This is a genomic window from Arcicella rigui, assembly GCF_034929435.1.
Classification (GTDB): domain Bacteria; phylum Bacteroidota; class Bacteroidia; order Cytophagales; family Spirosomataceae; genus Arcicella; species Arcicella rigui.
Genome location: NZ_JAYFUM010000024.1, coordinates 26,081 through 49,084, shown reverse-complemented (window position 1 = coordinate 49,084; position 23,004 = coordinate 26,081). Strand labels below are relative to the sequence as shown.

19 protein-coding genes and 2 pseudogenes are annotated in these 23,004 nt (G+C 34.6%); 14 read left to right on the top strand and 7 right to left on the bottom strand.

Annotated elements, in window-relative coordinates; all coding sequences use genetic code 11:
- Positions 1–7: 7 nt before the first annotated feature.
- The 3 genes from pglZ to VB248_RS18490 all read left to right on the top strand — a co-directional run bounded on the left by pglZ (position 8) and on the right by VB248_RS18490 (position 6,420).
- Complete coding sequence (gene pglZ, locus VB248_RS18500) at positions 8–2,503, top strand: BREX-1 system phosphatase PglZ type A (protein WP_323298306.1); 2,496 nt, start codon at positions 8–10, stop codon at positions 2,501–2,503.
- Between the two features lie 2 nt (positions 2,504–2,505).
- Positions 2,506–4,518 (top strand): BREX system Lon protease-like protein BrxL, encoded by a 2,013-nt coding sequence (gene brxL / locus VB248_RS18495; RefSeq protein ID WP_323298305.1) that lies wholly within the window; start codon positions 2,506–2,508, stop codon positions 4,516–4,518.
- 435 nt (positions 4,519–4,953) lie between these two features.
- Positions 4,954–6,420 carry an ATP-binding protein gene (locus VB248_RS18490; RefSeq protein ID WP_323298304.1) on the top strand — a complete coding sequence of 489 codons (1,467 nt, stop codon included), beginning with the start codon at positions 4,954–4,956 and terminating at the stop codon, positions 6,418–6,420.
- A gap of 527 nt (positions 6,421–6,947) precedes the next feature.
- On the opposite strand, the gene VB248_RS18485 is transcribed toward VB248_RS18490, so the two are convergent.
- Complete coding sequence (locus VB248_RS18485) at positions 6,948–7,853, bottom strand: ParB N-terminal domain-containing protein (RefSeq protein ID WP_323298303.1); 906 nt, start codon at positions 7,851–7,853, stop codon at positions 6,948–6,950.
- A gap of 24 nt (positions 7,854–7,877) precedes the next feature.
- Positions 7,878–8,876, bottom strand: a complete 999-nt coding sequence (locus VB248_RS18480; protein WP_323298302.1) for a ParA family protein — start codon at positions 8,874–8,876, stop codon at positions 7,878–7,880.
- 705 nt (positions 8,877–9,581) lie between these two features.
- Between VB248_RS18480 and VB248_RS18475 the strand changes: the two genes are divergently transcribed.
- Entirely contained in the window at positions 9,582–10,931 is a 1,350-nt protein-coding gene (locus VB248_RS18475) for a replication initiation protein (RefSeq protein ID WP_323298301.1), read from the top strand.
- Between the two features lie 595 nt (positions 10,932–11,526).
- Here the strand turns inward: VB248_RS18475 and VB248_RS18470 are convergent.
- Positions 11,527–11,808, bottom strand: a complete 282-nt coding sequence (locus tag VB248_RS18470) for a hypothetical protein (protein ID WP_323298300.1) — start codon at positions 11,806–11,808, stop codon at positions 11,527–11,529.
- Between the two features lie 136 nt (positions 11,809–11,944).
- Here VB248_RS18470 and VB248_RS18465 point away from each other — a divergent pair, with 136 nt between their 5' ends.
- The gene (locus tag VB248_RS18465) at positions 11,945–12,151 is read left to right on the top strand and encodes a carboxymuconolactone decarboxylase family protein (RefSeq protein WP_323298299.1); all 207 of its coding nucleotides are present in this window, start codon (positions 11,945–11,947) and stop codon (positions 12,149–12,151) included.
- Positions 12,152–12,306: 155 nt separating this feature from the next.
- Here the strand turns inward: VB248_RS18465 and VB248_RS18460 are convergent, their stop codons facing one another.
- Together VB248_RS18460 and VB248_RS18455 are read right to left on the bottom strand one after the other, a co-directional pair.
- A complete protein-coding gene (locus VB248_RS18460; protein WP_323298298.1) occupies positions 12,307–12,939 on the bottom strand; it encodes an AraC family transcriptional regulator in 633 nt (210 codons plus the stop codon).
- Positions 12,940–13,128: 189 nt separating this feature from the next.
- A pseudogene (locus VB248_RS18455) lies at positions 13,129–13,920 on the bottom strand (SDR family NAD(P)-dependent oxidoreductase); the annotation flags it as partial.
- Positions 13,921–14,120: 200 nt separating this feature from the next.
- Here VB248_RS18455 and VB248_RS18450 point away from each other — a divergent pair.
- The 7 genes from VB248_RS18450 to VB248_RS18420 all read left to right on the top strand — a co-directional run bounded on the left by VB248_RS18450 (position 14,121) and on the right by VB248_RS18420 (position 19,022).
- A complete protein-coding gene (locus VB248_RS18450) occupies positions 14,121–14,291 on the top strand; it encodes a hypothetical protein (protein WP_323298297.1) in 171 nt (56 codons plus the stop codon).
- Positions 14,267–14,443, top strand: coding sequence for a hypothetical protein (locus VB248_RS18445; protein ID WP_323298296.1), 177 nt, complete (start codon positions 14,267–14,269; stop codon positions 14,441–14,443). Before VB248_RS18450 ends, VB248_RS18445 begins: the two co-directional genes overlap by 25 nt.
- A 118-nt stretch (positions 14,444–14,561) precedes the next feature.
- Complete coding sequence (locus tag VB248_RS18440) at positions 14,562–14,915, top strand: alpha/beta fold hydrolase (RefSeq protein WP_323298295.1); 354 nt, start codon at positions 14,562–14,564, stop codon at positions 14,913–14,915.
- A gap of 165 nt (positions 14,916–15,080) precedes the next feature.
- Positions 15,081–15,554, top strand: coding sequence for a (2Fe-2S)-binding protein (locus VB248_RS18435; protein WP_323298294.1), 474 nt, complete (start codon positions 15,081–15,083; stop codon positions 15,552–15,554).
- Positions 15,541–17,709 carry a xanthine dehydrogenase family protein molybdopterin-binding subunit gene (locus tag VB248_RS18430; RefSeq protein WP_323298293.1) on the top strand — a complete coding sequence of 723 codons (2,169 nt, stop codon included), beginning with the start codon at positions 15,541–15,543 and terminating at the stop codon, positions 17,707–17,709. Before VB248_RS18435 ends, VB248_RS18430 begins: the two co-directional genes overlap by 14 nt.
- A 44-nt stretch (positions 17,710–17,753) precedes the next feature.
- Positions 17,754–18,107: a hypothetical protein gene (locus VB248_RS18425; RefSeq protein WP_323298292.1), complete on the top strand. Its 354-nt coding sequence runs from the start codon at positions 17,754–17,756 to the stop codon at positions 18,105–18,107.
- A 6-nt stretch (positions 18,108–18,113) separates the two neighbouring features.
- Positions 18,114–19,022, top strand: a complete 909-nt coding sequence (locus VB248_RS18420; protein ID WP_323298291.1) for a helix-turn-helix domain-containing protein — start codon at positions 18,114–18,116, stop codon at positions 19,020–19,022.
- 52 nt (positions 19,023–19,074) lie between these two features.
- Here the strand turns inward: VB248_RS18420 and VB248_RS22620 are convergent.
- Positions 19,075–19,170 (bottom strand): annotated as a pseudogene (locus tag VB248_RS22620) (hypothetical protein); the annotation flags it as partial.
- Between the two features lie 250 nt (positions 19,171–19,420).
- Here VB248_RS22620 and VB248_RS18415 point away from each other — a divergent pair.
- Both VB248_RS18415 and VB248_RS18410 read left to right on the top strand, forming a co-directional pair.
- Positions 19,421–20,314 (top strand): NAD-dependent epimerase/dehydratase family protein, encoded by an 894-nt coding sequence (locus VB248_RS18415; protein ID WP_323298290.1) that lies wholly within the window; start codon positions 19,421–19,423, stop codon positions 20,312–20,314.
- Between the two features lie 64 nt (positions 20,315–20,378).
- A complete protein-coding gene (locus VB248_RS18410) occupies positions 20,379–21,335 on the top strand; it encodes an aldo/keto reductase (protein WP_323298289.1) in 957 nt (318 codons plus the stop codon).
- A gap of 429 nt (positions 21,336–21,764) precedes the next feature.
- On the opposite strand, the gene VB248_RS18405 is transcribed toward VB248_RS18410, so the two are convergent.
- A complete protein-coding gene (locus VB248_RS18405) occupies positions 21,765–22,919 on the bottom strand; it encodes a family 43 glycosylhydrolase (protein ID WP_323298288.1) in 1,155 nt (384 codons plus the stop codon).
- Positions 22,920–23,004 lie beyond the last annotated feature (85 nt).

Genomic DNA, 23,004 nt, shown 5'->3' with positions numbered 1-23,004 from the left:
GAAGACAATGAACAACATAGCAGAAGTATTACAAAAGCGATTTGAGGATCATAGAATTATTTTTTGGTACGATACCAAATCTGAATTATTAGAGCAATACCAAGAAATATCCTTAATTGGGGTAGAAAAAATACATGTACAAGGCAATGAGTTTGAAGTAAAATATATTACCTACAAACAAAGACCCAAAGATAAATTTTTACTCTATTTCAGTGGGCCAAAGCCAGCACACGAAGACAATTGGCTATTGGATATGGAACTTGCACACCATGTATTCCAAACCGACCAAGAAGCTATGTTTATGCAAGAAATGGGCTTAGATACTCATTTCAAAGACTTAGTAACTGAACACCTTGAGTTTTTTAAAGCCAAAGACCGCAGGACAAAACTAAAAGAACTGCTTGTGGAAAGAGACAGCCACAAGCAAATTCGCCATAAAATGCTTTCGGTACTATTTAGTACAGAAAATATCAGTTTTACCACTTACATTCATGCCTACACTGCTGCCTATTTAGATGGAAATGAGAAGTACAACAGAGATTTAGAACGCTACAATCTCAAGGATTTTTATTGGGGAGAAATCAAACAGCAATATCACTATCAAAGCGATAATCCATCACTTTATGATTTTCTGTTAGAGGTCTTCAATACACATTTTGTATATGGCAAAAAAACAAATCTAAAAAGAGATTCCAAGCTAATTTTATCTCTTTGGAAAGATACTATTTTGTACAGAGAATACTTTGCCAAAGTATCAGAAAAAATAGCGGTGGATATTAGTGTAGAGGATAAGCTAAATCAAGCAACGATAGAGGACATTATTCAAGATGATTTATTTCGTTTAACAGATTTGAAAATCATTCATGAATTATCAGAATCCATTAGTAATGAACATATTACTAACGAAAAGGTATTGTACTATGTAAAACAGCGAGAAAATAAATTTTGGTACAACGAAGTAGCCAATCTGTATCAGAGCTTAATCTTTGCCTCTGAATTGATTAGTTTAATCCGTAAATATTCGCAAGTAAATCATACCAGTTTTGAAGCAAGTACACAGCAATATGCTGATACACTTTTTGAAATAGATCAATGCTATCGAAAATTTATTTGGTATTATCGTAGAACAAATCAAAATAGAATTTTAACTACCATTGCCGAAAAAGTAGAAAAAGTATATACAAACGATTGGCTTTTGACTTACAATAATAATTGGCAAGCTATTATTGACCAATTATCAGCTTGGCCCAATGAGCCAAAAAGCGGACAAAAAAGATTTTTTGCCAACTACGTAAAACCCATTATTGATAAAAAGCAACGGCTTTTTGTTATTATCTCAGATGCTTTCCGTTATGAATGTGGAGCAGAACTCAGCAAGAGATTACAATCTGAGAATCGTTATCATGCTACTATCGGTCATGCTATCAGTAGCCTTCCCTCCTACACGCAACTTGGTATGGCTTCTTTGCTACCTCATTCAAGCCTCAGTATTCAAGATAATAGTGATATTGTTTTGGCTGATAGCATTGTAAGTAGTGGTATTCAAGGCAGAACAAAAATTCTTGAAAAAAATGTAGGAATACGAGCCACAGCCATCAAAGCAGAAGAGTTTATGAAACTCAATAGCGTTAAAGAAGGACGAGACTTTGTAAAACAGTACGACCTTATTTATATCTACCACAACAGAATAGACAAAGTTGGAGATGATAAAATTAGCGAAGACAAAGTTTTTGAAGCCGTTGACGATGAGATACATTTCTTACTTGAAATGCTTAAAAAAATTACGAACATGAACGGCAACAATATGATTGTAACTGCAGACCACGGTTTTATGTATCAGCATAGCGATTTAGACGAAAGTGATTATAACGAATCGACACATTCAGGAGAAATCTGGAAGGAAAACAGAAGGTTTGTGATTGGTAAGTATTTAAAAAATGATGCTTCAACCAAACAGTTTAAAGGGGCTGATTTGGGGATTGCCTCAGATATTGATGTATTGATACCAAAATCTATTAATCGCTTACGCATTAAGGGGGCAGGTGCAAAGTTTATTCACGGAGGGGTAAGTATGCAAGAAATAATAATCCCCGTGATTAAAATAACCAAAATTCGACAAAACACTACAACACAGGTAGAAGTAGATATTATTAAATCAACTGATAGAATTACGACGAATATTTTATCAGTATCATTTATTCAAACAGAATTAGTAAGCGAACAAGTGTTAGCAAGGACTATAAGAGCGAGTATTTATGCAGAAGATGGGGAATTGCTGAGTGATCAGTTTAGATACAATTTTGATATACAAGAAGGAACTGAACGGCTAAGAGAAGTAAAGCACAGTTTTCAGCTAAGTGCTAAAGCAAGCAATAAATACAAAAATCAACGAGTGAAATTAGTATTAGAAGAGCCTTTAGAGGACACTTCTAAATGGAAACATTATAAAGATTTTTACTACACATTAAACATCTCGTTTACAAACGATTTTGACGATTTTTAAGGATGAAAGCACTTGATTCTAAATTGAATGAACACTTTGGCGGAAAGGTTGTTCGTAAAGACCTAACCAAGTTGGTAAAAGGCAATGCCATTGTTCCGATTTATGTCTTAGAATATCTGCTGGGACAATACTGTGCTACAGACGATGAAGAAACCATTTCTCGTGGCGTAGAAACGGTAAAGAATATACTTGCCAAACATTTTGTTCATCGAGATGAAGCTCAGATAATTAAATCAACCATTCGAGAAAAAGGTTCTCATAGGATTATTGATAAAGTATCGGTAAAACTCAATGACAAACAAGACCAGTATGAAGCCTATTTCGCTAATTTAGGACTCAACAGAGTACCCATTGCAGATGATATTATCAAGGCTCATCAAAAGCTATTATCAAGTGGTGTTTGGTGTATCCTTACTTTAGCTTATATATCTTCAGACGAAAAAGATAGAACGCCTTGGATTATTGAATCACTAAAACCAATACAAATTGCAGGAGGCGATGTAGAAGAATACAAAGAAGGGCGTAAAGCATTTTCAAAAGAAGAATGGATAGACGTGCTACTACAAACGATGGGGCTGAATCCTGAAGAGTTTAGTTTCCGTTCAAAACTACTACAACTCACTCGATTAGTCCCCTTTGTTGAAAACAACTATAACTTGATGGAACTTGGGCCAAAAGGCACAGGTAAATCACATATTTTCTCTGAACTATCTCCACATGGCATGTTAATTTCTGGGGGCGAAGTATCAAAAGCAAAACTATTCGTCAATAATAGTTCTGGGGAAATCGGTTTAGTAGGTTATTGGGATGTAGTCGCTTACGATGAATTTGCAGGCAAAAGCAAGAATACAGACAGAGGTTTGGTGGACATCATGAAGAACTATATGGCTAATAAGTCTTTTTCAAGAGGAACACAAGTATATGGTGCTTCAGCCTCAATGGTATTTGTTGGTAACACAGACCATACGGTTGAGTATATGCTTAATCATAGTAATTTATTTGATGCCCTTCCAAAAGACTATTATGATACAGCATTCCTTGATAGAATTCATGCCTATCTGCCGGGATGGGAGGTACAAAAACTTAGAAATGATATGTTCACTTCTGACTATGGATTTATTGTAGATTACCTTGCTGAAATACTCAAAGAACTTAGAAAAGAAGACAGAACCCATGAATATGCTCAATATTTTGAGCTTTCGGATAGTATTACCACTCGTGATAAAACGGGGATTGTTAAAACGTTTGCTGGTTTAGCTAAAGTTATTTATCCTGCTGGAGGGATGAGCCAAGAAGAGTGCCAAGAGCTATTAGACTTCGCCATTGAATGTAGAAAACGAGTAAAACTACAGCTGCAAAAGATGGACGATACTTTTGAAGTTGTTGATTTTAGTTATCAAAATAAACAAACTAAGCAAAAAGTAAATGTAGAAACACTGGAGGTTATTGAATATGGTTTATCCAAAGAAGTAACGACACAGGTTATATCAGAATCAAATTCAACATTATCAAGTGTCCAAAATTCGCAGAAAGAGTTATTGGCAGGGCAAAAAATCATACGAGATAATCAGCTTGGGATTTCATACCATAATCTCTTTGGCGACTACTTAATAGATGCAACAGCAATTACCATTATAGATCCTTACATTCGTCTGCCTTATCAATTACGAAATTTGATGGAATTGATAAGTTTGATTTGTGCAAAAAAACAAATAGGATCAACCATAAAGCTACATTTGGCAACCAGCAACAATGAGGATTTTATACAAGGAGTTAAAGGAGCTTTTAATCAAATAACAGACTCATTAGCGTCAATGGATATTATATTTTCTTATGAATTTGATGAAAATATACACGACCGTTCGATACAATTAAACAATGGCTGGAAAATAGTTTTAGGCAGAGGCTTAGATATTTGGCAAAAAACAGGAGGTTGGTATGACATCAGTGAATATATTCAAGAAAGACGTCTTTGTAAAGCTTGTGAAATTACATTTCTAAAATCAGAAAATTAAAAATCACTAAAACAGAGAATACTATCTTTAATCACTTTATTTTACCAACTATTGATAAAGAAGTCAGTACCCAATGATGTGAATTTTAAACAATATTGAAAGAATAGACCAGTTCAATAATATTCATAGAAAAAATTTAATTTTCTATGAAGTCATCTTTACTTGTTGCTGGTATTACTTAAAAAATAAAAAAGGTGGCGTCATCACTTTCTCAGTACTTTACACATACTACAATAAACAAATGCTACTCTTGTAAAATCAAAAAAAACGGCTATCGTAATAATTGCTTAGAATTAGTATTTGCTAATAGTACTTTTATAGTGTGGTAAAATAAACCTTCAATAGTGCTTATTTTAAACTTAAATTATCTTTTTTGTTAAAATAAACATTTTTTATTTTATTTATTTTTACATTTACATCAAAATAAATAAAATAATGGCTTATAATAATATTATTCCAACATCAAAAAGAATAGAACGCTTACAATACGAAAACCCCTGGTGGCTCACGGGTCAAGTACAACAAACGTACATGGATATGTCCAAAAGACTATATTTTGATTTGTTCTATCCTTTTGTAAAAGAAACCGAAATAAAAAGAGCGGTGGTTTTAATGGGGCCACGACGTGTAGGCAAAACAGTTATGATGTTTCATGCCATACAAGAATTGATAACAGAAAAAATTTCACCTCAGAAAATCTTTTTTATTGGTATCGACAATCCTATTTATATGCAATTGGGTCTTGAGGATATATTGTTGCTGGCAAAAGAAGCCGTCCATTTAGAAAGTTTGGATGGGTGTTTTGTGTTTTTTGACGAAATCCAATATCTGAAAGATTGGGAACGTCATCTCAAAGTATTAGTCGATTTTTATCCCAAAACAAAGTTTATCGTTTCTGGTTCGGCAGCAGCAGCTTTACGATTACAAAGTACAGAAAGCGGTGCTGGTAGGTTTACAGATTTCATGTTACCTCCATTAACTTTCCATGAGTATATACATCTTAAAGGCTTAAACCATTTAGTACAATCAAAGTCTATTATTTATAACGAAAAAGAAGTACCATTTTTTACTACGCACGATAATAAGGCTTTGAATAAAGAGTTTTTCCATTATCTCAACTATGGAGGGTATCCAGAAGTAGTATTGTCTGAAAAAATTCAGCGTGATATGGGACGCTACGTAAAAAACGATATTGTTGATAAAGTTTTGTTACGTGACCTCCCGAGTTTATACGGCATCAAAGACGTTCAGGAGCTAAATAGCTTTTTCAGTTATTTAGCTTATAATTCAGGTAATGAATTTTCTTATGAAAAATTAGGAAGAGATAGCGGTATTCAAAAAGAAATCATCAAAAAGTATTTAGAATACTTAGAAGCAGCTTTTTTAATCAAGGTCATTCATAAAATTGACGATAATGCCAAGAAGTTTAAGCGGATTACTAATTTCAAAGTATATCTAACAAACCCATCATTACGTACTGCCTTGTTTTCACCAATACAAGAAACTGATAATGAGACAGGTAATATGGTAGAAACAGCTATTTTTTCTCAATGGATGCACAGAGAAAATCTTGATTTAAAGTATGCACGTTGGAAAATGGGTCGCTCTGAAGGTGAAGTGGACATTGTTCTCATTGATAATAAATTATTTAAACCACAGTGGTGTGTTGAAGTTAAATGGAGTAATCGCTATTTTGATAAACCACAAGAATTAAGCAGCTTATTACATTTTTGCAATCAAAATAATTTTAGGGCTACTTTGGTAACGACTATGGACCAAACAGGTAATAGAACCTTGGATAATCTGAATATTACTTTTGTTCCTGCGGCTATTTATGCTTACAACATAGGAGTTGTTACCTTAATTCAAAAATCCAACTGGATGAGCGGGTCACTCTCATAGTTTATTAAGTCATCTTGACTTTTGATAGAATTGTTTAATACTAAAAAATAGTCTGACAGATTTATTTATAGCCAAAGCAAATACAAAATTTAGATTTGTAACATTCAGCAACATTCCTCAAAACTTTTAAAGAATTTTTGTTCACATATACTTATTTTAAAAAAATCTTGAAAATCAAGTGTAAGTCTCTGGTAAACAAGCGTGTACAACTGTTCACAACTCTGTAAACGCTCTTGTGAACAGCTGTGAACAATACAATACTGGAAAAATGACTAATGTTGTGAACAGTCATATCATTCATTAAAAATGACTAATACTTTATAAATATTTAATGGGGTAGGCTATTATTTTCGTTGGTTAAATCCATAAGGAGAAAACTATCAAAGGGATTTTATCTAAGCTTAAGTTTTTTACCTAATTAATTCTGGATTATCTTATAATATCTTTCTAAAATGGAAAAGCTATAAAAACAAATCGGTACAGAAATGTTTCTGTACCGATTTTTTGCTTAAAAAGCCTTTAAAACCTTACAATACTTTTTTCAAGGCTTGTGATAATTTTATTAACTCATCACAAAGACTTTGACTTGCGTTGCTGTTAATGCTGAGGGCAATTTCTTGAATTTTGCTCATTAACACAGTTTTGTGATTCTCTAAATCTTCCGATTTTGATACTTTGGGTTCATTTGTCTGTAAAATCATTGACACTTCTTCCAAAGTTGTGATTGATTTTTCTGGTACTTCTGAAATTTGAGCAAGTTGCTGAATTTCAGATTTTTTGGCTTTTACTTTACCTGATAAAATATCTTTTTTCAGCGAAGGGTCAAGTAAATTGAGTCCTTCAGCAAATTCTGCATCTCTTTTAATCGTCTTCTCACTTACATTATATTGTTTGGCAAGTTTGAGCGAAGTACTTTCTTTTTTGACCTCGGAGGCATAAGGGACATTTTGACCTTTATGCTCATCTCGGACATATTTGCCTTTTTCTAACTTCTCAGCATTGTATCTAATTCCTCTCAAATAAGATGCTTGCTCAGGTATTAGATTCCTTCTACCTAATTGATTATCAATCATATACTCTTTAACTTCTCTTAAATTATTAAAAGAAACTAAATGTATTTTAAAGTTGATTTGATGCTTTTGACAAATGCCATAACGGTTGTGTCCATCTACTAAAACATAAACGGTTGAAGTATCAGTAAGCGTTGTATCGACATTATTTTTAGTGGTTTCCCAAACCATTAAGGCTTCTCTACATCCTTCGGCTAAGATATTTTTTTCTAATTGTTTGTATTCTTCTTCTTGGAGTGGCGGAATTAGATCTCTGAGTTCATCAACAATATAAATTTGTTGTTTGATAGCCTCATGATTCAAAAGACTTTGGTCTTTAATGATTGTTGCAGTACCAAGGCTGCCCATATATTTTTTTGCCATGATGATAAGGTCTTCTGAAATGTTTTATGAATTTGAACAGAATTCTTTTGCCAAATTCATGTAATCTATTGCTCCGTTAGAATTTGAATCGTAATCAAAAATATTAATCTGTGAAATCTGAGATTCTTTCACTGAAACGTTATTTCTAATTTCTGTTTTATAGATTTTGAAATTATTCAATGTTTGGTACACATAGTCAATCATATCACGGTGTACTTTTAGGCGTTTATCAACCATCGTTAATACAATTCCTTCTACCATCAGCTCTGGATTGATTCTTTCACGCACTTGCGAAATCCTTTCAAATAAATTATTGATTCCTTTCATAGCCGATACTTCTGGCTGCAATGTTACCAAACATCCGTTTGAGGCTACCAAAGCTGAATTGGTGAAAATATTTAAAGCAGGCGGACAGTCAATTAAAATATAGTCATACTTATCTTTGAGTGGATTCAATTTATTTTTTAATTGATTTACTCCTCCAACTGCTTGAACCAATTCTAAATCAGCAAAGGCTAATTCTAAATCACTGGGCGATAAATCGTAATTTTCAGCAATTTGTACAACGGGCAATTCTTCATTTTTCAATAGAGCATTTACTACTTGTTTTTCTGGATTGTCAATGCCTAAAGATTGTGATAAATTCCCTTGCGAGTCCATATCTACCAATAATACTTTGAATCCCAATTTATTTAAAGCTCTCCCAAGGTTGATTGTAGTAGTGGTTTTACCTACACCTCCTTTGTGGTTCACAATAGAAATCACTCTTGCTTTGTTGTGTTGTACTTCATTATAGCCGTATTTTACTAAAATGGGATATAGGCTATTGAGATGTTTTGTATTAAGAATCCTATCGCCATTGAGGGCCTTTGAGAGCGTACTCGTTGGAAGCCCTGCTTCTTTTTCAAGAATAGAAACAGAGAGGGCTGGATTTTTTCTTAGGAATAAGATGGTTTTATCGTGCGAAAGCATATTATCATTTTTATTTGTCTTAAAATTAAGATAAATAAAAAACTTTGTCAAGTTTTTTTGACAAATAATAGCATTTTTCTAATAGATAATTTATACTTGTAGTCTTTTAGACTTAAAATCGCTTAATAAGCTTCGTTAAGGAATAAAAATACAGTAGGTAAAATTGTTATAAATAGTCCCCTTAAATTTTTAAATAACTGAAAACCAGTTATTTGTTATAATAAAATCAGTTAAATATAACAAATTTAGGGTACAAAACGGCAAGTGTTAAAATTAACTAAAGCATGGCTCAAAAATGCTGTTTTGATTGGTTAAAATCGCTTTTTTTCTATAAAAATGCTGATAAAGTATAACAAAAATAGGGAAGAAACTTTGCCAACTATAACAAATTTAGGGTTCGCCGAACATTTGTATTTTAATTTCAAAAACGATGAATATAAGAGAGTTTAAAATTAGGGTTTAGCAAAAAAGTACAACAAACCTATTATTTTTAGTAATAAAAAATCAAAATTCGTCTGTTGTTGTATTTTATCTTTGTATTTTCTGTATTTTCTGTATTTTCGGGCGTTGTAACTTACTGATAAACAATTAGTTATGAGCTTTATTATAACAAATTTAGGGTCAACTATAACATTTTTAGGGATTACTATAACATTTTTAGGGAACAGCTATAACAAATTTAGGGATAATTATAACAAATTTAGGGTCAACTATAACAAATTTAGGTATCTTTATATTTATATAAATGTCAGTTTGATGAAAAAGAAGAAAAATGATAGCGATAGCTCGCAATCTGTAAAGCTTATAAGAAAATCTAATAACCTTGTTGAAGGAAAATATCGCTTTGATATATGGGAAATGCGTGTCTTTACAAAGATGCTTACTATGATTTTCCCTGACGATGAAGACTTCAAAGAATACCGTATTTATTTAAAGGACGTCATAGAAGATTTTAATCTTACAACCGACCGTCAAGCCTATAATTTATTGAAGGGAGGGGCGGTAAAATTGATGAAAAAAGAAATTAAAATCGTTCGTGATACAGACGAAGGAGAAAAAGAATTTCTAACGCACATTGCCGTAGGTTTAGACAGTTTTACAAGTAAAAGTCAGGGAAGCTATATTGACATTTCGTTTCACCCCAAAATGAAGCCCTTTTTGTTGCAGTTACAATCGCAATTTTTAATGTACGATGTTCGTAACGTGTTACAATTACAAAGTTCATTTTCGGTTCGAATTTACGAATTGTTGAAACAGTATGAAAAAATTGGGAAACGGATATTTACACTCACCGAATTAAAAGACACACTGGCAGTTGCCGACAAGTATCCATTGTACGCTAATTTCAAACAAAGAGTGATTTTAAAAGCCCAAGAAGACTTAGAAAACTATACAGACATTCGTTTTACTTTTGAAGAAGACAAAAGAGGGAAAGCAGTACATTCAATTATTTTTAATATTTACTCCAATAAAACTGTGGTAGAAGAGCGTAAGCAGCCAGAGAGTAACGAAAATGATGTAAATGAAGAAATGTCCAAAGTATATGATGCTATCAAAACATGGGAAGGCATCAACCTAAAAACCATTAACGAATGGTTGGAAAAATATTCACCTGACTATGTTTTAGAACGAATTGAAACAGTGAAGAAACAGCAAGCAAACGGTACTAAGATTAAGAACCTGATGGGTTACTTGCAAAAATTAATGCAACAAGAAGTACTCTTTGAAATAAAACCCTTGGCGAATACCAAATCAAGCACTGATAAAAAACAACAAAATCTTCTTCAGACTACGATAGAACAAGAAGAGAAAGCTTTGGAATCATTGCGGATTAGCTATTATGAAAACCAGAATGCGATTATCGAGCATTTCTTCAATACAAATCCTACTGTAAAAGAACATTTTATTGAGAGTATAAAACTAAGAGTAGATTACAACAAACAATTGAACATAGAAGAAAACTTACAGAGACCGTCATTTAAAGCAGCTATAAACGCCAAAGTAAAGGAAATGTATCCGTTACTATTCAAAGAACTTGATGAGTCCTTTAAACAGCAAGAAACCGCCATAAAACAATCATTGAGAGCTTTAGGCTGGAAGGGATAGTCATAATTGTATTAAAATATCGGTATTCATGGCGAGAAATAGGATTTAAAACAAAAAAGGAAGAAGCGACGTAGAGATAAACCCATTGGATTTTTGCTCCAATGCTTGTTTTGTAAAACGATGTGAAATGAATGCAGCAGTATGATTATTTCATGATACACTTCATCATCTACATCATAGGATTCTATAATGTCGCATCATAACTAATAATAGCCATATCAATTTCAAGTAACCAAAATGTTTGAAAACGCTACTATCTCAGTTAATATGCTATTGATAAATACTGACGCCGAACGGTTCGCCACTGAAATTTGACTTATAAAACTTGTATCAATTATGTCATCAAAACCTATTTTGGTTAATATTACTTCTAACAAAAAGAATACTAATGACAAAAATTAATCTGGCATTATTGACGCAGAACTTTGCATAGTACTTATTTCTATGACAATTAAGAAAAAAGTCAAAATGAATTGATAATCATTCTATTATAAAAAGGAGGAATACTCCAATGATCGAGAAAATTAAAAAACGACTAAAAATGAGATTGGGAATAGGAGGGAAATTTATACGAACAGACTGCTAACCACCTAACTTAATAAATCAACCGACACAGTTTTGTGAACACTCCCTCTTCTGCAGGCGAAATGTGCAATGCTTCATTGATTTCATATTCAAAATAGCCATACTTTTTAATTAGGCTGTGTAGGTTATAACCCGTTAAGTAATCTTCATGTACAAAAATCACAAAGCCTTTTTCGGCAAATTGTACATTACTTACTTCAATAATTTGACGTGGTTTCATAAAAACCATCGAACCATTATTATTGTACTTGGTTTTTCCGTACAAAACGTAGCCTGATTTAATTTTTTTCAAGCATTAGACTGATTAAAGGATTGGCAGGAGGCGGATAGCCACTTTTTTCATGTAATTCAGAAACGCTTTTATAATGTGTCAATTTGTCCATGGCTGTTGTAGTAATGAGGTTACAAGATAATAAATTTTGAAGTAAATGAAGCTTGTTCGAATTACATCTATTGCCAACAACAAAGGAAATGCCGGTGAAGAAGCCTTAGAGCATTTTTTTGAAGTAGGCTACGACGAAAAAGCCCTTATTGAGCTTATCGGATTAATTACCCTAAGAACATTTACTAATTATGTCTTTGCTAACACAAAAATTACTGTGGACTTTCCTGCGATTGAGTCAATTGCAGGGTAATACTTTAGCCTTCATCCCCCAATCTGTTATCAGTTCGAGGAATGAAGACTGTTATCTTGAATGGATATTAGTTTAGTTGGTGCAACGCCATACGTTTTTTTAAAGGCAAAAGAGAAATGGGATAGGTCTTCAAAGCCTAAATCAAGATAAATATCTCAAGCTATTTTTCCCTTCTCATGGATAAGATAATAGGCTTCTTTGAGGCGTTTTTGTTGTAACCAATGCCTCGGCGAAACACCAAATACTTTCTCAAAATCTCTTTTAAAAGTCGCCAGGCTTCTACCTGTAAGATAGGCAAAACGCTCTAAATGAACATTGAAATGATAATTTTTATTCATGAATGACTCCAAATCAATTTTGTGTGGGTCATTAAAATCAAACAAAATATCCTTTAAGGCAGGATTGGTTTGTAATATTAGCAAAATCCCTTCATATAGCTTTATATCAACCATTTGGGCGTTTTCCAAAATGGTACTTTGGCGATAGGTCAGTAAAGAATTGACGTAACTTTCGAGTAAAGAATTTGTTTGTAGGCTAAATATAAACTGCTCGTGTGGCTTTTGTTCAGAGAGTACTTCGTAGGCTAAACTAAAACTTTTTAAAGTTTCTTGTGTAAAGAAAATACTCAGTGATTGGTATTCACCATTAGCAGGAGGATGTTTGCTGAATTTTAGAAGTTGATTGCGTCTGATAAAACGAAAAGTTCCTTCACCCGATTCATACTGACTATTTCCGTCGCTGAGAATCGAAGTGCCTGTAATTTGGTAACTCAATACATGGTCAGGCACAAACTGCTAACCTTCTCTGCTTTGTTTGTAATAGCAAGAGTAGGTAATACTCGCACGTTTTTTATTCTCGTTTTCAGCTTTCATATTAGGTTCAAATTAATCAGTTTTCAGTATTAATACAATTTTCACAAGCTTTGAATTTTCAATCAACGAGCGAATCAATTCGCTCGTTGATTGAAATACAAGAAATTATGCTTTTTCAATAATTCCTCTACTGCTCAAAAACTTCCTACCCTCTTCTGTTTCAAAGATACTCTCTGCTTCGTCGTGGTCGGTAGAGTTACTTACGGCAAGCCATTTTTCAAACTCAGCTTTTCGGTTTTCATCAGCACTTCTCAAAATAGCCGTTGCTTCGCTTCCCAATACCAAATGCACAGGTGGCTCTGGATGTGATGCCAGTTCAAACATTACTTTAGCAGCTTTGGCTGGGTCTCCCACAGGCACATATTTTCCTGATAAAATATATCCTTTCATACCACCGACAGTAGTTTCATAACCCTCGATATCTTCGGCAAAGCTCATAGATGCACCAGCCCAGTCGGTACGAAAACCGCCCGGTTCAATGGATGTTACTTTGATTCCCAAAGGTGCTACTTCTTTGCTTAGTGCTTCAGTAAAACCTGCCAAACCAAATTTGGCTGCTTGATACATGGTTAGCCCTGGGTTTCCGACACGTCCACCAATAGAACTAATTTGAAGGATGCGTCCAGAACGTTGTTTACGCATAAAAGGTAAAACAACACGAGTGATTTCGATAGGAGCGTATAAGTTCACTTCTAACTGACTACGAACTTGTTCATCAGTAAATGCCTCGGCTGCACCCGTGATACCAAATCCCGCATTATTGACCAATACGTCAATTTTACCAAAATGATTTACTGCTTCAGCAACGGCAGTGTCAATCTGAACCTTATTGCTTACGTCCAACGGAAGAGCTAATACCTGATTAGGGAATTGTTCCACCAAATCATTTAGTTGTGAAACATTTCTTGCGGTGGCAACTACGTTATCACCGTTTGTTAGTGCTTCTAAAGCAAGGCTTTTGAGCTACCTGTAATAAACCAAACCTTTGTCATTTTTCTTGAATTTTGTTTCTGCAAAGTTCATCTGAAAATCATGGGACTTCTTTGTTAGAAAGCTCAATATAGCTTTGTTGAAAAGCTCAGGTATCAGTTTTTTTTGTGGCACAAATCAACGGTTCTATCACAAATCTCCCTCTTTCGTATTTCTGTGCTATTCTTCCGCTGAAATGGGTTAGTCGTTCCAGCATCGAAGACTACGCACCAGTACGTTCAGCCTTTGCAGCCTCTGGCGAAAATCCAGCCACTTGGGAAAACCAGAAGCTACCGTAGAAGCCATTTTGAAAGTAGTCAACAGTGAAAATCCACCTCAAAGATTATTATTAGGAAAAATCGCCTACCATGTGGTGAATCAAGTATATAAAAATCGCCTCGAAGAAATTGAAGCTTGGAAAGAGGTAAGTATTGCCACTCACGGACATTAATATTGATTCACACAACCTGTCAAATCACTTAACAATTTAGAAAATAACTCAGATGAAAAATACATAAGAATTACTCGAAAAAGAATCTTTAGCCTTAACCGCAGCAACTCAATTTGCCATGATTGATGGTAAAAAAAGAGCATATCCTCAGTTTGGTACTGGTGAACACCTTGTTTTAGTGAATAGATTTAGAGGTGTTTTAGACACTTGGGACCCACTTTTTTTAGACGGATTAGCAGTTCAAAATACGGTTATTATTTTCGACTATTCGGGTATTGGTCTTTCGGAAGGCGAACTTCCTTTAAATACCATTGACGTAGCCAAAGAAATTATCAAACTCCTTGACTATTTAGGTATTCAACAGTTTAATGTATTGGGTTGGTCGTATGGAGGTTTGGTTACTCAAAGTCTTATGTTCCTGTATCCCGTACTGATTGCCCCACTCTCTCATTTCGATAAGCACGTTTTTTAGTGCTTTCCCTTTCTCCGTCAACGAGTACTCAACTCGTGGGGGAACTTCGGCATAGACATCTTCCTTTTGGCTACAACATTATGTCTTTGGGCTACATCTTTTATCTAATTTTTATAAATATTGCAGTAGTAAAAAATTATATAAAAGTTACTCAATTGATTTAATATGAAACTGACGCTAACTATCAATAACAAGCCCACAACTTTGGATGTAGAGTCTAATATGCCTTTGCTTTGGCTCATTCGTGATGAGGTAAAACTCAAAGGAACAAAGTTTGGTTGTGGGAAAGCCCAATGTGGGGCTTGCTCTCTTTATGTTGACGGAGAGTTAATCCGCTCATGTTCTTACCCTGTCCAAATGGCAAATGGGAAGAAAATAACTACTATCGAAGGCCTCTCCGAAGATGAAACCCACTTGCATCCAGTACAACAGGCATGGCTTGATATTCAAGTTCCACAATGTGGTTACTGTCAATCGGGTTTTATGATGGCTGCCGCTAAACTTTTAGCAGAAAACCCTAACCCTACCGTTGAGGATATTAAAAACGGTATTTCAAATATCTGTCGATGTGGCACGCATCCTCGAATTATTAAAGTAATTCTTTTAGCTGCAAAATTAAAAAACGATGGAAAACACTGATAAAAAAAACAAAAAGGGATTTTCAAGAAGAAATTTTTTGGCAATATCTGGTTCAGGCTTAACGGGAGTGTTGGCTTTACTCTATTTTGGAAGACAACCCATTAGAAGAAAAATTAGTGACATCGTCTCCGAAATGGAAATAGGAGCAGATGTTTCGGATTTAGACCCAAAATTATGGTTTGAATTGAATGCTGATAATACTATTACCTTAAAATCGCCAAAGGTCGAAATGGGACAAGGTATCTTTACAGGTTTTGCCATGCTTGCTGCTGAGGAATTAGATATTCAGCTTGATAAAATAAAAGTAGTTCATGCCAATTCTAAAAATGGTGTACTTTCAAATACGGGTGTAAGCAATAGCACATCATCTTTTTATGTAATTATTCGTGAAGTTGCAGCTACATTGCGAGAAACGCTCAAACTTCAAGCTTCTAAATTATGGGATATTCCAGTTTCTTCCATCTCTACAAAAGATGGAATGTTGATAAGTGCTGATAAGAAAATATCCTATGCTGACTTAGCCAAGCAAATTAGTAAATGGGAAATTGCTCAAAAGCCTATATTAAGGTCTTCCAACAATTTTAAATATGTAGGAAAAGAAGCCAAAAGAATTGATTTACCAGATAAAATTCTTGGGAAACCTATTTATGGGATTGATGTCACTCTGCCCGATATGGTTTATGGAGCAGTACTTTACAGTCCTTATTTTAATGGAAAACTGAAAAGTGTTGATACGAGCAATGCCAAAAATACGAAGGGAGTATTAAAAATAGTTGAAGAAAATACTTGGATTGGTGTAGTAGCAACTACCCGATTTGCTGCTGAAACGGCTGTTGAAAGAATAAAAGCTGATTGGGACTTTGCCCCAAATATCAACACAAAAGATATTGAAAAATTAATAACTGTCGGTAATGGAAATGAAGTAAATATTCAAAATGATGGTGATACCAATAAAGTATCCAACCAAGCAATCATTGGCGAGTTTCGTACACCTATTGGTTTTCATGCGTGTTTAGAGCCTTCAATTGTCGTGGCTGATTATCAAGATAATAAAGTAACCCTTTACACCTCTTTTCAAAATCCAGCTTATATACAAACTGTTGTCTCAGAAGCTTTAGACATCGAAAAAGAAAATATTGACATTATACCTGCTTATTTGGGAGGTGGATTTGGACGAAAATCATTCAAAAGTAATGTTGTCGAGGCTGTAAAGTTATCAAAGGCCGTAGGTAAACCTGTTCACTTACTTTATACCCGTCAGCAAGAATTTCAAAATGGATATGTCAGACCCAACACGCATCATGTTTTAAAAGGGAAACTGGGGAAAGATGGTAAAATTTTAGCTTTCGAACATGACATTGCTACGGGACCAATGGCGTTCAAGGCTCTTCCTGCCATTGCAGAACCTATTTTAGGAGCAGATTTTGTAGTTGCAGGACATGGCTCTCGATGTGCTTACCAAATTCCCAATATCAAGACTACCGTTTGGCATAACAATCTCCCTTTTGAAACAAGTATGTGGCGAGGAGTGGGAATGTTTGCTAATACTTTTGCGATAGAAAGTTTTATGGATGAATTGGCATATAAGGCGAATGAAAATCCGCTAAAGTTTAGAATTGACCATTGTGATGATACAGTTCAGTTAGGACGAAGAAAAAAAATACTTGAAATAATAGCTGAAAAATCAGGCTGGCATTTATCAAAACCGACAGATATTGGGCGTGGTTTGGCTATTTGCGATGACCGTAAAACAATTTCGGCGGCGGTAGTTGAGGTTAAAATTATAGACGGCTTGATTAAAGTAACCAAGGTTATACAAGCCATTGACCCAGGAAAAATTATTAATCCAGATGGAATACGTCAGCAAGTAGAAGGAGCTACTATGATGGCAATAAGTGCAAGTCTGTACGAACAAGGTACTATCGAAAATGGGCAATTTGAACAAACCAATTTTCATAATTATCAAGTAGTTAGGCTGAGTGATGCACCCGAAATAGAAGTAATTTTACACGAAGGGGCTGATATGCCTTCTGGTGTTGGCGAACCGCCAATTGCACCCATTGCCCCAGCCATCGCTAATGCGGTTTTTAACTTGACAGGGAAACGATTAAGGTCTTTGCCTTTGCAATTGGCTTTTCAAGAAAGTAAATCTTGAGCAATGTGTTTAAAACTTGACCTCAGTAAATAAAAAATAGCAATATGAGAATCATAGCAGTCATCTTACTTGTACTATCCGTATATCTGAGCTTAAAACATGGTTGGGACGCATTTCAACCATTAACGCCTCAACAAATCGAAACAATGAATCATTTAGGTGTTCAACAATCTGTCATGCCCTATTTTGGAGTTTTATCTATCTTTATTGGATTGATGCTATGTATTCCACAAACATTTTTTTTAGCCAATGTTTTGAATGCTATGATTTACATCCTGATAAAGGTTTTATTGCTAAAAGCTGGAGATTACGGATTAGCTCTGTTGGAAACGATATTTATTGCTATCTCCCTAATAATGATTAAATTAAAATATCCTTTCAAACGACACAATCTTTAGTTAAAAATGACTCATTCAAAACCATATAGAATCAAAACAATTAATGAAGGATACCGCCTTTTGGGGCTTCAAAATCCGCATCATCCACTCATCAGTATTATTGATGTAGCTAACTTAAAATCTGAAAGCAATGTCAATGCTGTCATTTTTGACTTTTATGCTGTTTCGCTAAAACGTGGATGTGATAACCTTTTATATGGGCAACAGAAGTATGATTTTGATGGCGGATTAATGGCTTTTATGTCGCCCGGACAAATACTGCGAGGTGAAGAAAATGGTACACCTCCCGACCTTCGAGGTTGGATGATGTTTATTCATCCTGATTTTTTATGGAATACAGCACTTGCTAAAAAAATAAAACAATACGATTATTTTGGGTATGCGACCAATGAAGCCCTTTTTCTATCTGAAAAAGAAGAAAGTATTATAAATAATATCGTTGATAATATCAAATTAGAGTTTAATAACAACATTGATAAATTTAGCCAAGATGTAGTAATAGCTCAGTTAGAACTACTATTTACTTATGCACAGCGATTTTATGAACGCCAGTTTATCGCAAGAAAAATTACCAATAATAGTATTGTTAGTAAATTAGAAGACCTTCTGAATGATTATTTTGATAATGAAGCATTGCTTTCAAATGGGCTTCCAACTGTGCAATATTTTGCAGATAATTTAAATTTGTCAGCCAAATATTTGAGTAGCATGCTCAAACAACTTACGGGTAAAACTACACAAGAGCATATTCACGAAAAACTCATTGAAAAAGCCAAAGATAAATTATCAACTACCGAATTATCTGTTAGTGAAATAGCCTTCGGTTTGGGATTTGAACATTCACAGTCGTTTAATAAATTATTTAAGACAAAAACAAAGCAAAGTCCACTTGAATTTCGGGCTTCCTTTAATTGACTTTTATAAAAACAGGCTTAACATCACTCACAAATGATTTCGATTTAGCCATTCATAAAAGAGGAGATATAAGGTACGTATTTACCCATTCTGGCATTTCGATAAACACATTTTTTTGAGCTTTTCCTTTATCTGTCAACGAGTACTCGACACGTGGGAGAACCCTTGTACCTCAAAGGTTATAACGATTAAACTCTGAAATAAAGTTTTGTCTTGCTAAATTATTGGCTAATGGGATTCCTGAAAATAAACTTTTAACTTCGTTACTGATGAAACTTCAAATTTTTCCCATCTTGATTAATTGTAATTTTTCATCGGGTCGAGTAGCCCAAACCAAATCAGAAACTTTGGGTTATTAACAAGTAAAACCCTTATTAATTCAATAAACAAATAAAAAAATGAGAATTCTTTTTACAGGTGGTTCAGGAAAAGCAGGAAAGTACGTAATTGCATATTTGCTCGAACAAGGACACAAGGTACTGAACGTGGATATAACACCTTTGAATCTTGTCGGGGTTGAAAACCTAATAGCTGACATCACGGATGCTGGACAAATGTTTAATGCCATGAGTTCTTACATAGGCTTAGGTGAATTGGAAGGTGGTAATGGCGTACCAAAATTTGATGCAGTAGTACATTTTGCCGCAGTTCCCAGAATTTTGATTAAACCAGATAATGAAACCTTTCGAGTGAACACCATAGGGACGTATAATGTGATTGAGGCAGCTGTTAAACTGGGTATTAAAAAGATTATTATTGCTTCTTCGGAAACGACCTATGGAATCTGTTTTTCAGATGGACAAACTGACCCGAAATCATTACCACTTGAAGAAGATTATGATGTGGATCCTATGGATAGTTACGGATTATCAAAGGTTGTGAATGAAAAAACGGCACAGAGTTTCCAGCGACGTTCAGGCATTGATATTTATGCTCTCCGAATCGGAAATGTGATTGAACCTCATGAATACGCTGAACTATTCCCACATTACTTTAAAAATCCTGAAGTTCGTCGCAGAAATGCTTTTTGTTATATAGATGCCCGTGACTTAGGACAAATTGTAAATTTATGTTTACAGAAAGAAGGGCTTGGTTTTCAGATTTTTAATGCTGGAAATGACCACAACGGTGCTATTATTCCAAGTAAAGAATTAGTTGAAAGGTTTTTTCCCAACGTACCACTTACTCGTGAATTAGGCGAACACGAAGCCTTGTTTTCTAATCGAAAAATCCGAGAAGTACTTGGATTCAAAGAACAACATCATTGGAGGAAATACGTAAAGGCTGAGTGATTTGTTTTTGGTCATCCCACTAAAAACTGAATACACAAAACAATCAAATTGATAACAAAAATTCATGAAATATCTTCAATTTAGTAATAATGACAAAATCCCAATGTTGGGTTTAGGTACTTGGAAATCAGCCAAAGGTGAGATTTATCAAACCGTTAGAAAAGCCATCGAAATTGGTTATCGCCATTTTGATTGTGCCTTAATCTATGGTAATGAACACGAAATAGGGCAGGCAATTTCTGATGCAATCAATAATAAAGAGGTAACCAGAAATGAGCTTTGGATTACCTCAAAACTATGGAATAATCGCCATAAAATAGTTGATATTCAACCAACTATTGAAATAACATTGGATAGTCTGAGACTTGATTACTTAGATTTATACTTGATTCATTGGCCAGTAGCACTTATAAACAGCGTAAACTATCCAAAAGATGGAAGTGAGATGATTGACTTGAAGCACATTCCTTTGGCGGAAACTTGGCAGGGGATGATTGCTTTAAAAGAAAATAATTTGACCAAGCATATCGGTGTTTCAAATTTTAGCATTAAAAAAATCAATGAATTAATTAATGAAACTGGCGTTTGTCCAGAAGCCCTACAATTAGAACTGCATCCATTTCTTCAACAAAATAAAATTGTAGAATTTGCCAATGCCAACAATATCATCCTCACGGGTTTTTGCCCTCTTGGTTCGTCTGATAGACCTTTGAATAGGATTTCAGCAGGTGAACCCAAGCTGTTTGAAAATAAAACAATTATAGACATTGCCCAAGAGAAAGGAAATACACCCGCACAAATTATGCTTGCTTGGGCAATCAATAGAGGCACATCGGTCATTCCAAAATCCGTAAATCCACAAAGGTTAAAAGAAAATCTGGAAGCGGCTACTATTGAACTTAGCTCTTTAGAAATGGAGAAAATCAATCAATTAGATCAACATTACCGATATATTAAGGGTGATTTTTGGTGCTTAGAGGGCAGTGGCTACACCTTAGAAAACCTTTGGGATGAAGTTTGAAGTAGAGCTGAATCAATAAAGACCAATATGCCTGCGGGGTAGAATAAACTCAAGGCTTGGCTTTAACATAACGCTATTTTCGCCTTTGTTGAGTTATATCCAACAAAGGCGAAAAATGACAGGAGTGATACTTTTTCTACAAAATTATTTACCTAAAATGTTTGAGTCTTCCATACTAAAAAGTGTTGAAATAGCCTCTAACTGAGTAAATAATACAAATATACGCTTGCTATAACCTTTCAACTACGGAGTTTGTTTACCAATCGTTACACTCTCTATTTCGACAAGATGCCTTGGTTAGAATTTGGAACGGTTGCAGATTATAGCTACAAGTTAGTTCTTAAATCGTGTATTCTATCAAAAGCTACTTAATAGAATACACGAGTATTTACAGAACAAGTCTATACCGTATGAAACAAGAGAACAACCTTATTTATACTCTTCAAGTTTCCATTCATTTTTCCAATAGATATTGGGTACTCCTTTTTCCCAAACAATCGGTAGCCAAACATAATTTGCTTTACTTCGAGCATCCCAATCTTCTCTTTTTTCACCAGTTCTATCTATTAGCGTTACTTTAGCATAATTTATAGGGTTGGGTTTATGTCCTAAAAACCTTTGCCTTATTTTTTCAACCTCTTGTTTGGGTTTGTCTGTTCCGCACCATTCAGGCATCCATCTGTCAGCAAGTGCCACATAGAGATTCTTTTTACCCGGTATTTTTATAACCTCAGTAATTTGCGAACAGTATGAACTGTATGTACTATCGGCAGGGTGTGGATTTCCTAAGTCTTTGTATGCTCCATGATAATCATCAAAAGTTGAAATACGACTTTTGTTTGGCGAGTAACCCGTGGTACCAGATGTATATAAATAATGTTTTCCATTTGCTACAAAGTGCGTTGGTGCTTCACGGGTATCGGGTGGAATTAAGCCTGAATAATGCACGGAATATTTTCCATTTACAGAGGTATAATCGTCGGTCAATTCTGCACAAATCAATTCATAGTGTGGTCTTTCATGCCAAAAGTAGCCTTTACCTGTTTTTTCATCCACATACAAATCAAAATCTCCTGCTTCCAGTCCATTGGGGCGTATAGCCTTGTTGGCAATTTTGTAGGGCCCCATAAAATTATTAGCTGTAAGTACCGTCATGAATTGCCCATCTGTACCTAAAAGTTTAATCCAACAAACAAATTTCTTCGTCTTTGCATTATAAATAATATGAGGTCTGTCAATGCCTTGTGAGGGATTTAAAGGTGATAAGGCATCAAGTGTGTCAGGTTGAATGATTAAGCCTCTGTCTTTCCAATTATAAAAGTCCTTAGAGGTATAACATCTTATACCCCAAGTCCAAACATTGCTTCCTTTTACTGTTTTCTCCTTATTTTCTCCATACCAATAATATGTTCCGTCTTTATAAAAGACGGAGAAGCCATGTGCTTGAATCGGCTTTCCATCCGTATCGAGCCACTCTTGGCCTGGTACAATAGATTTGTACCGTTTTTTATTTCCAATTTCCCTGCGTGGTTTAATCTTTTGAGCGGATGAAACAAAATACAACGTACTAAGCAAGGTTGTCATTACAATAAACTTGTATGATAGTTGAAATTTCAAATGATATGTACTCTTATCCATTGTCTGTTTTAAAAAAGTTTAATACTTTCAA

Excerpts from the sequence above, each read along its gene's own strand:
- brxL (WP_323298305.1), top strand. The coding sequence starts at position 2,506 with ATGAAAGCACTTGATTCTAAATTGAATGAACACTTTGGCGGAAAGGTT.
- VB248_RS18435 (WP_323298294.1), top strand. The coding sequence starts at position 15,081 with ATGAAACTGACGCTAACTATCAATAACAAGCCCACAACTTTGGATGTA.
- VB248_RS18405 (WP_323298288.1), bottom strand. The coding sequence starts at position 22,919 with ATGACAACCTTGCTTAGTACGTTGTATTTTGTTTCATCCGCTCAAAAG.
- VB248_RS18420 (WP_323298291.1), top strand. The coding sequence starts at position 18,114 with ATGACTCATTCAAAACCATATAGAATCAAAACAATTAATGAAGGATAC.
- VB248_RS18425 (WP_323298292.1), top strand. The coding sequence starts at position 17,754 with ATGAGAATCATAGCAGTCATCTTACTTGTACTATCCGTATATCTGAGC.
- VB248_RS18475 (WP_323298301.1), top strand. The coding sequence starts at position 9,582 with ATGAAAAAGAAGAAAAATGATAGCGATAGCTCGCAATCTGTAAAGCTT.
- pglZ (WP_323298306.1), top strand. The coding sequence starts at position 8 with ATGAACAACATAGCAGAAGTATTACAAAAGCGATTTGAGGATCATAGA.
- VB248_RS18430 (WP_323298293.1), top strand. The coding sequence starts at position 15,541 with ATGGAAAACACTGATAAAAAAAACAAAAAGGGATTTTCAAGAAGAAAT.
- VB248_RS18490 (WP_323298304.1), top strand. The coding sequence starts at position 4,954 with ATGGCTTATAATAATATTATTCCAACATCAAAAAGAATAGAACGCTTA.
- VB248_RS18485 (WP_323298303.1), bottom strand. The coding sequence starts at position 7,853 with ATGGCAAAAAAATATATGGGCAGCCTTGGTACTGCAACAATCATTAAA.
- VB248_RS18465 (WP_323298299.1), top strand. The coding sequence starts at position 11,945 with ATGAAGCTTGTTCGAATTACATCTATTGCCAACAACAAAGGAAATGCC.
- VB248_RS18410 (WP_323298289.1), top strand. The coding sequence starts at position 20,379 with ATGAAATATCTTCAATTTAGTAATAATGACAAAATCCCAATGTTGGGT.
- VB248_RS18415 (WP_323298290.1), top strand. The coding sequence starts at position 19,421 with ATGAGAATTCTTTTTACAGGTGGTTCAGGAAAAGCAGGAAAGTACGTA.
- VB248_RS18440 (WP_323298295.1), top strand. The coding sequence starts at position 14,562 with ATGATTGATGGTAAAAAAAGAGCATATCCTCAGTTTGGTACTGGTGAA.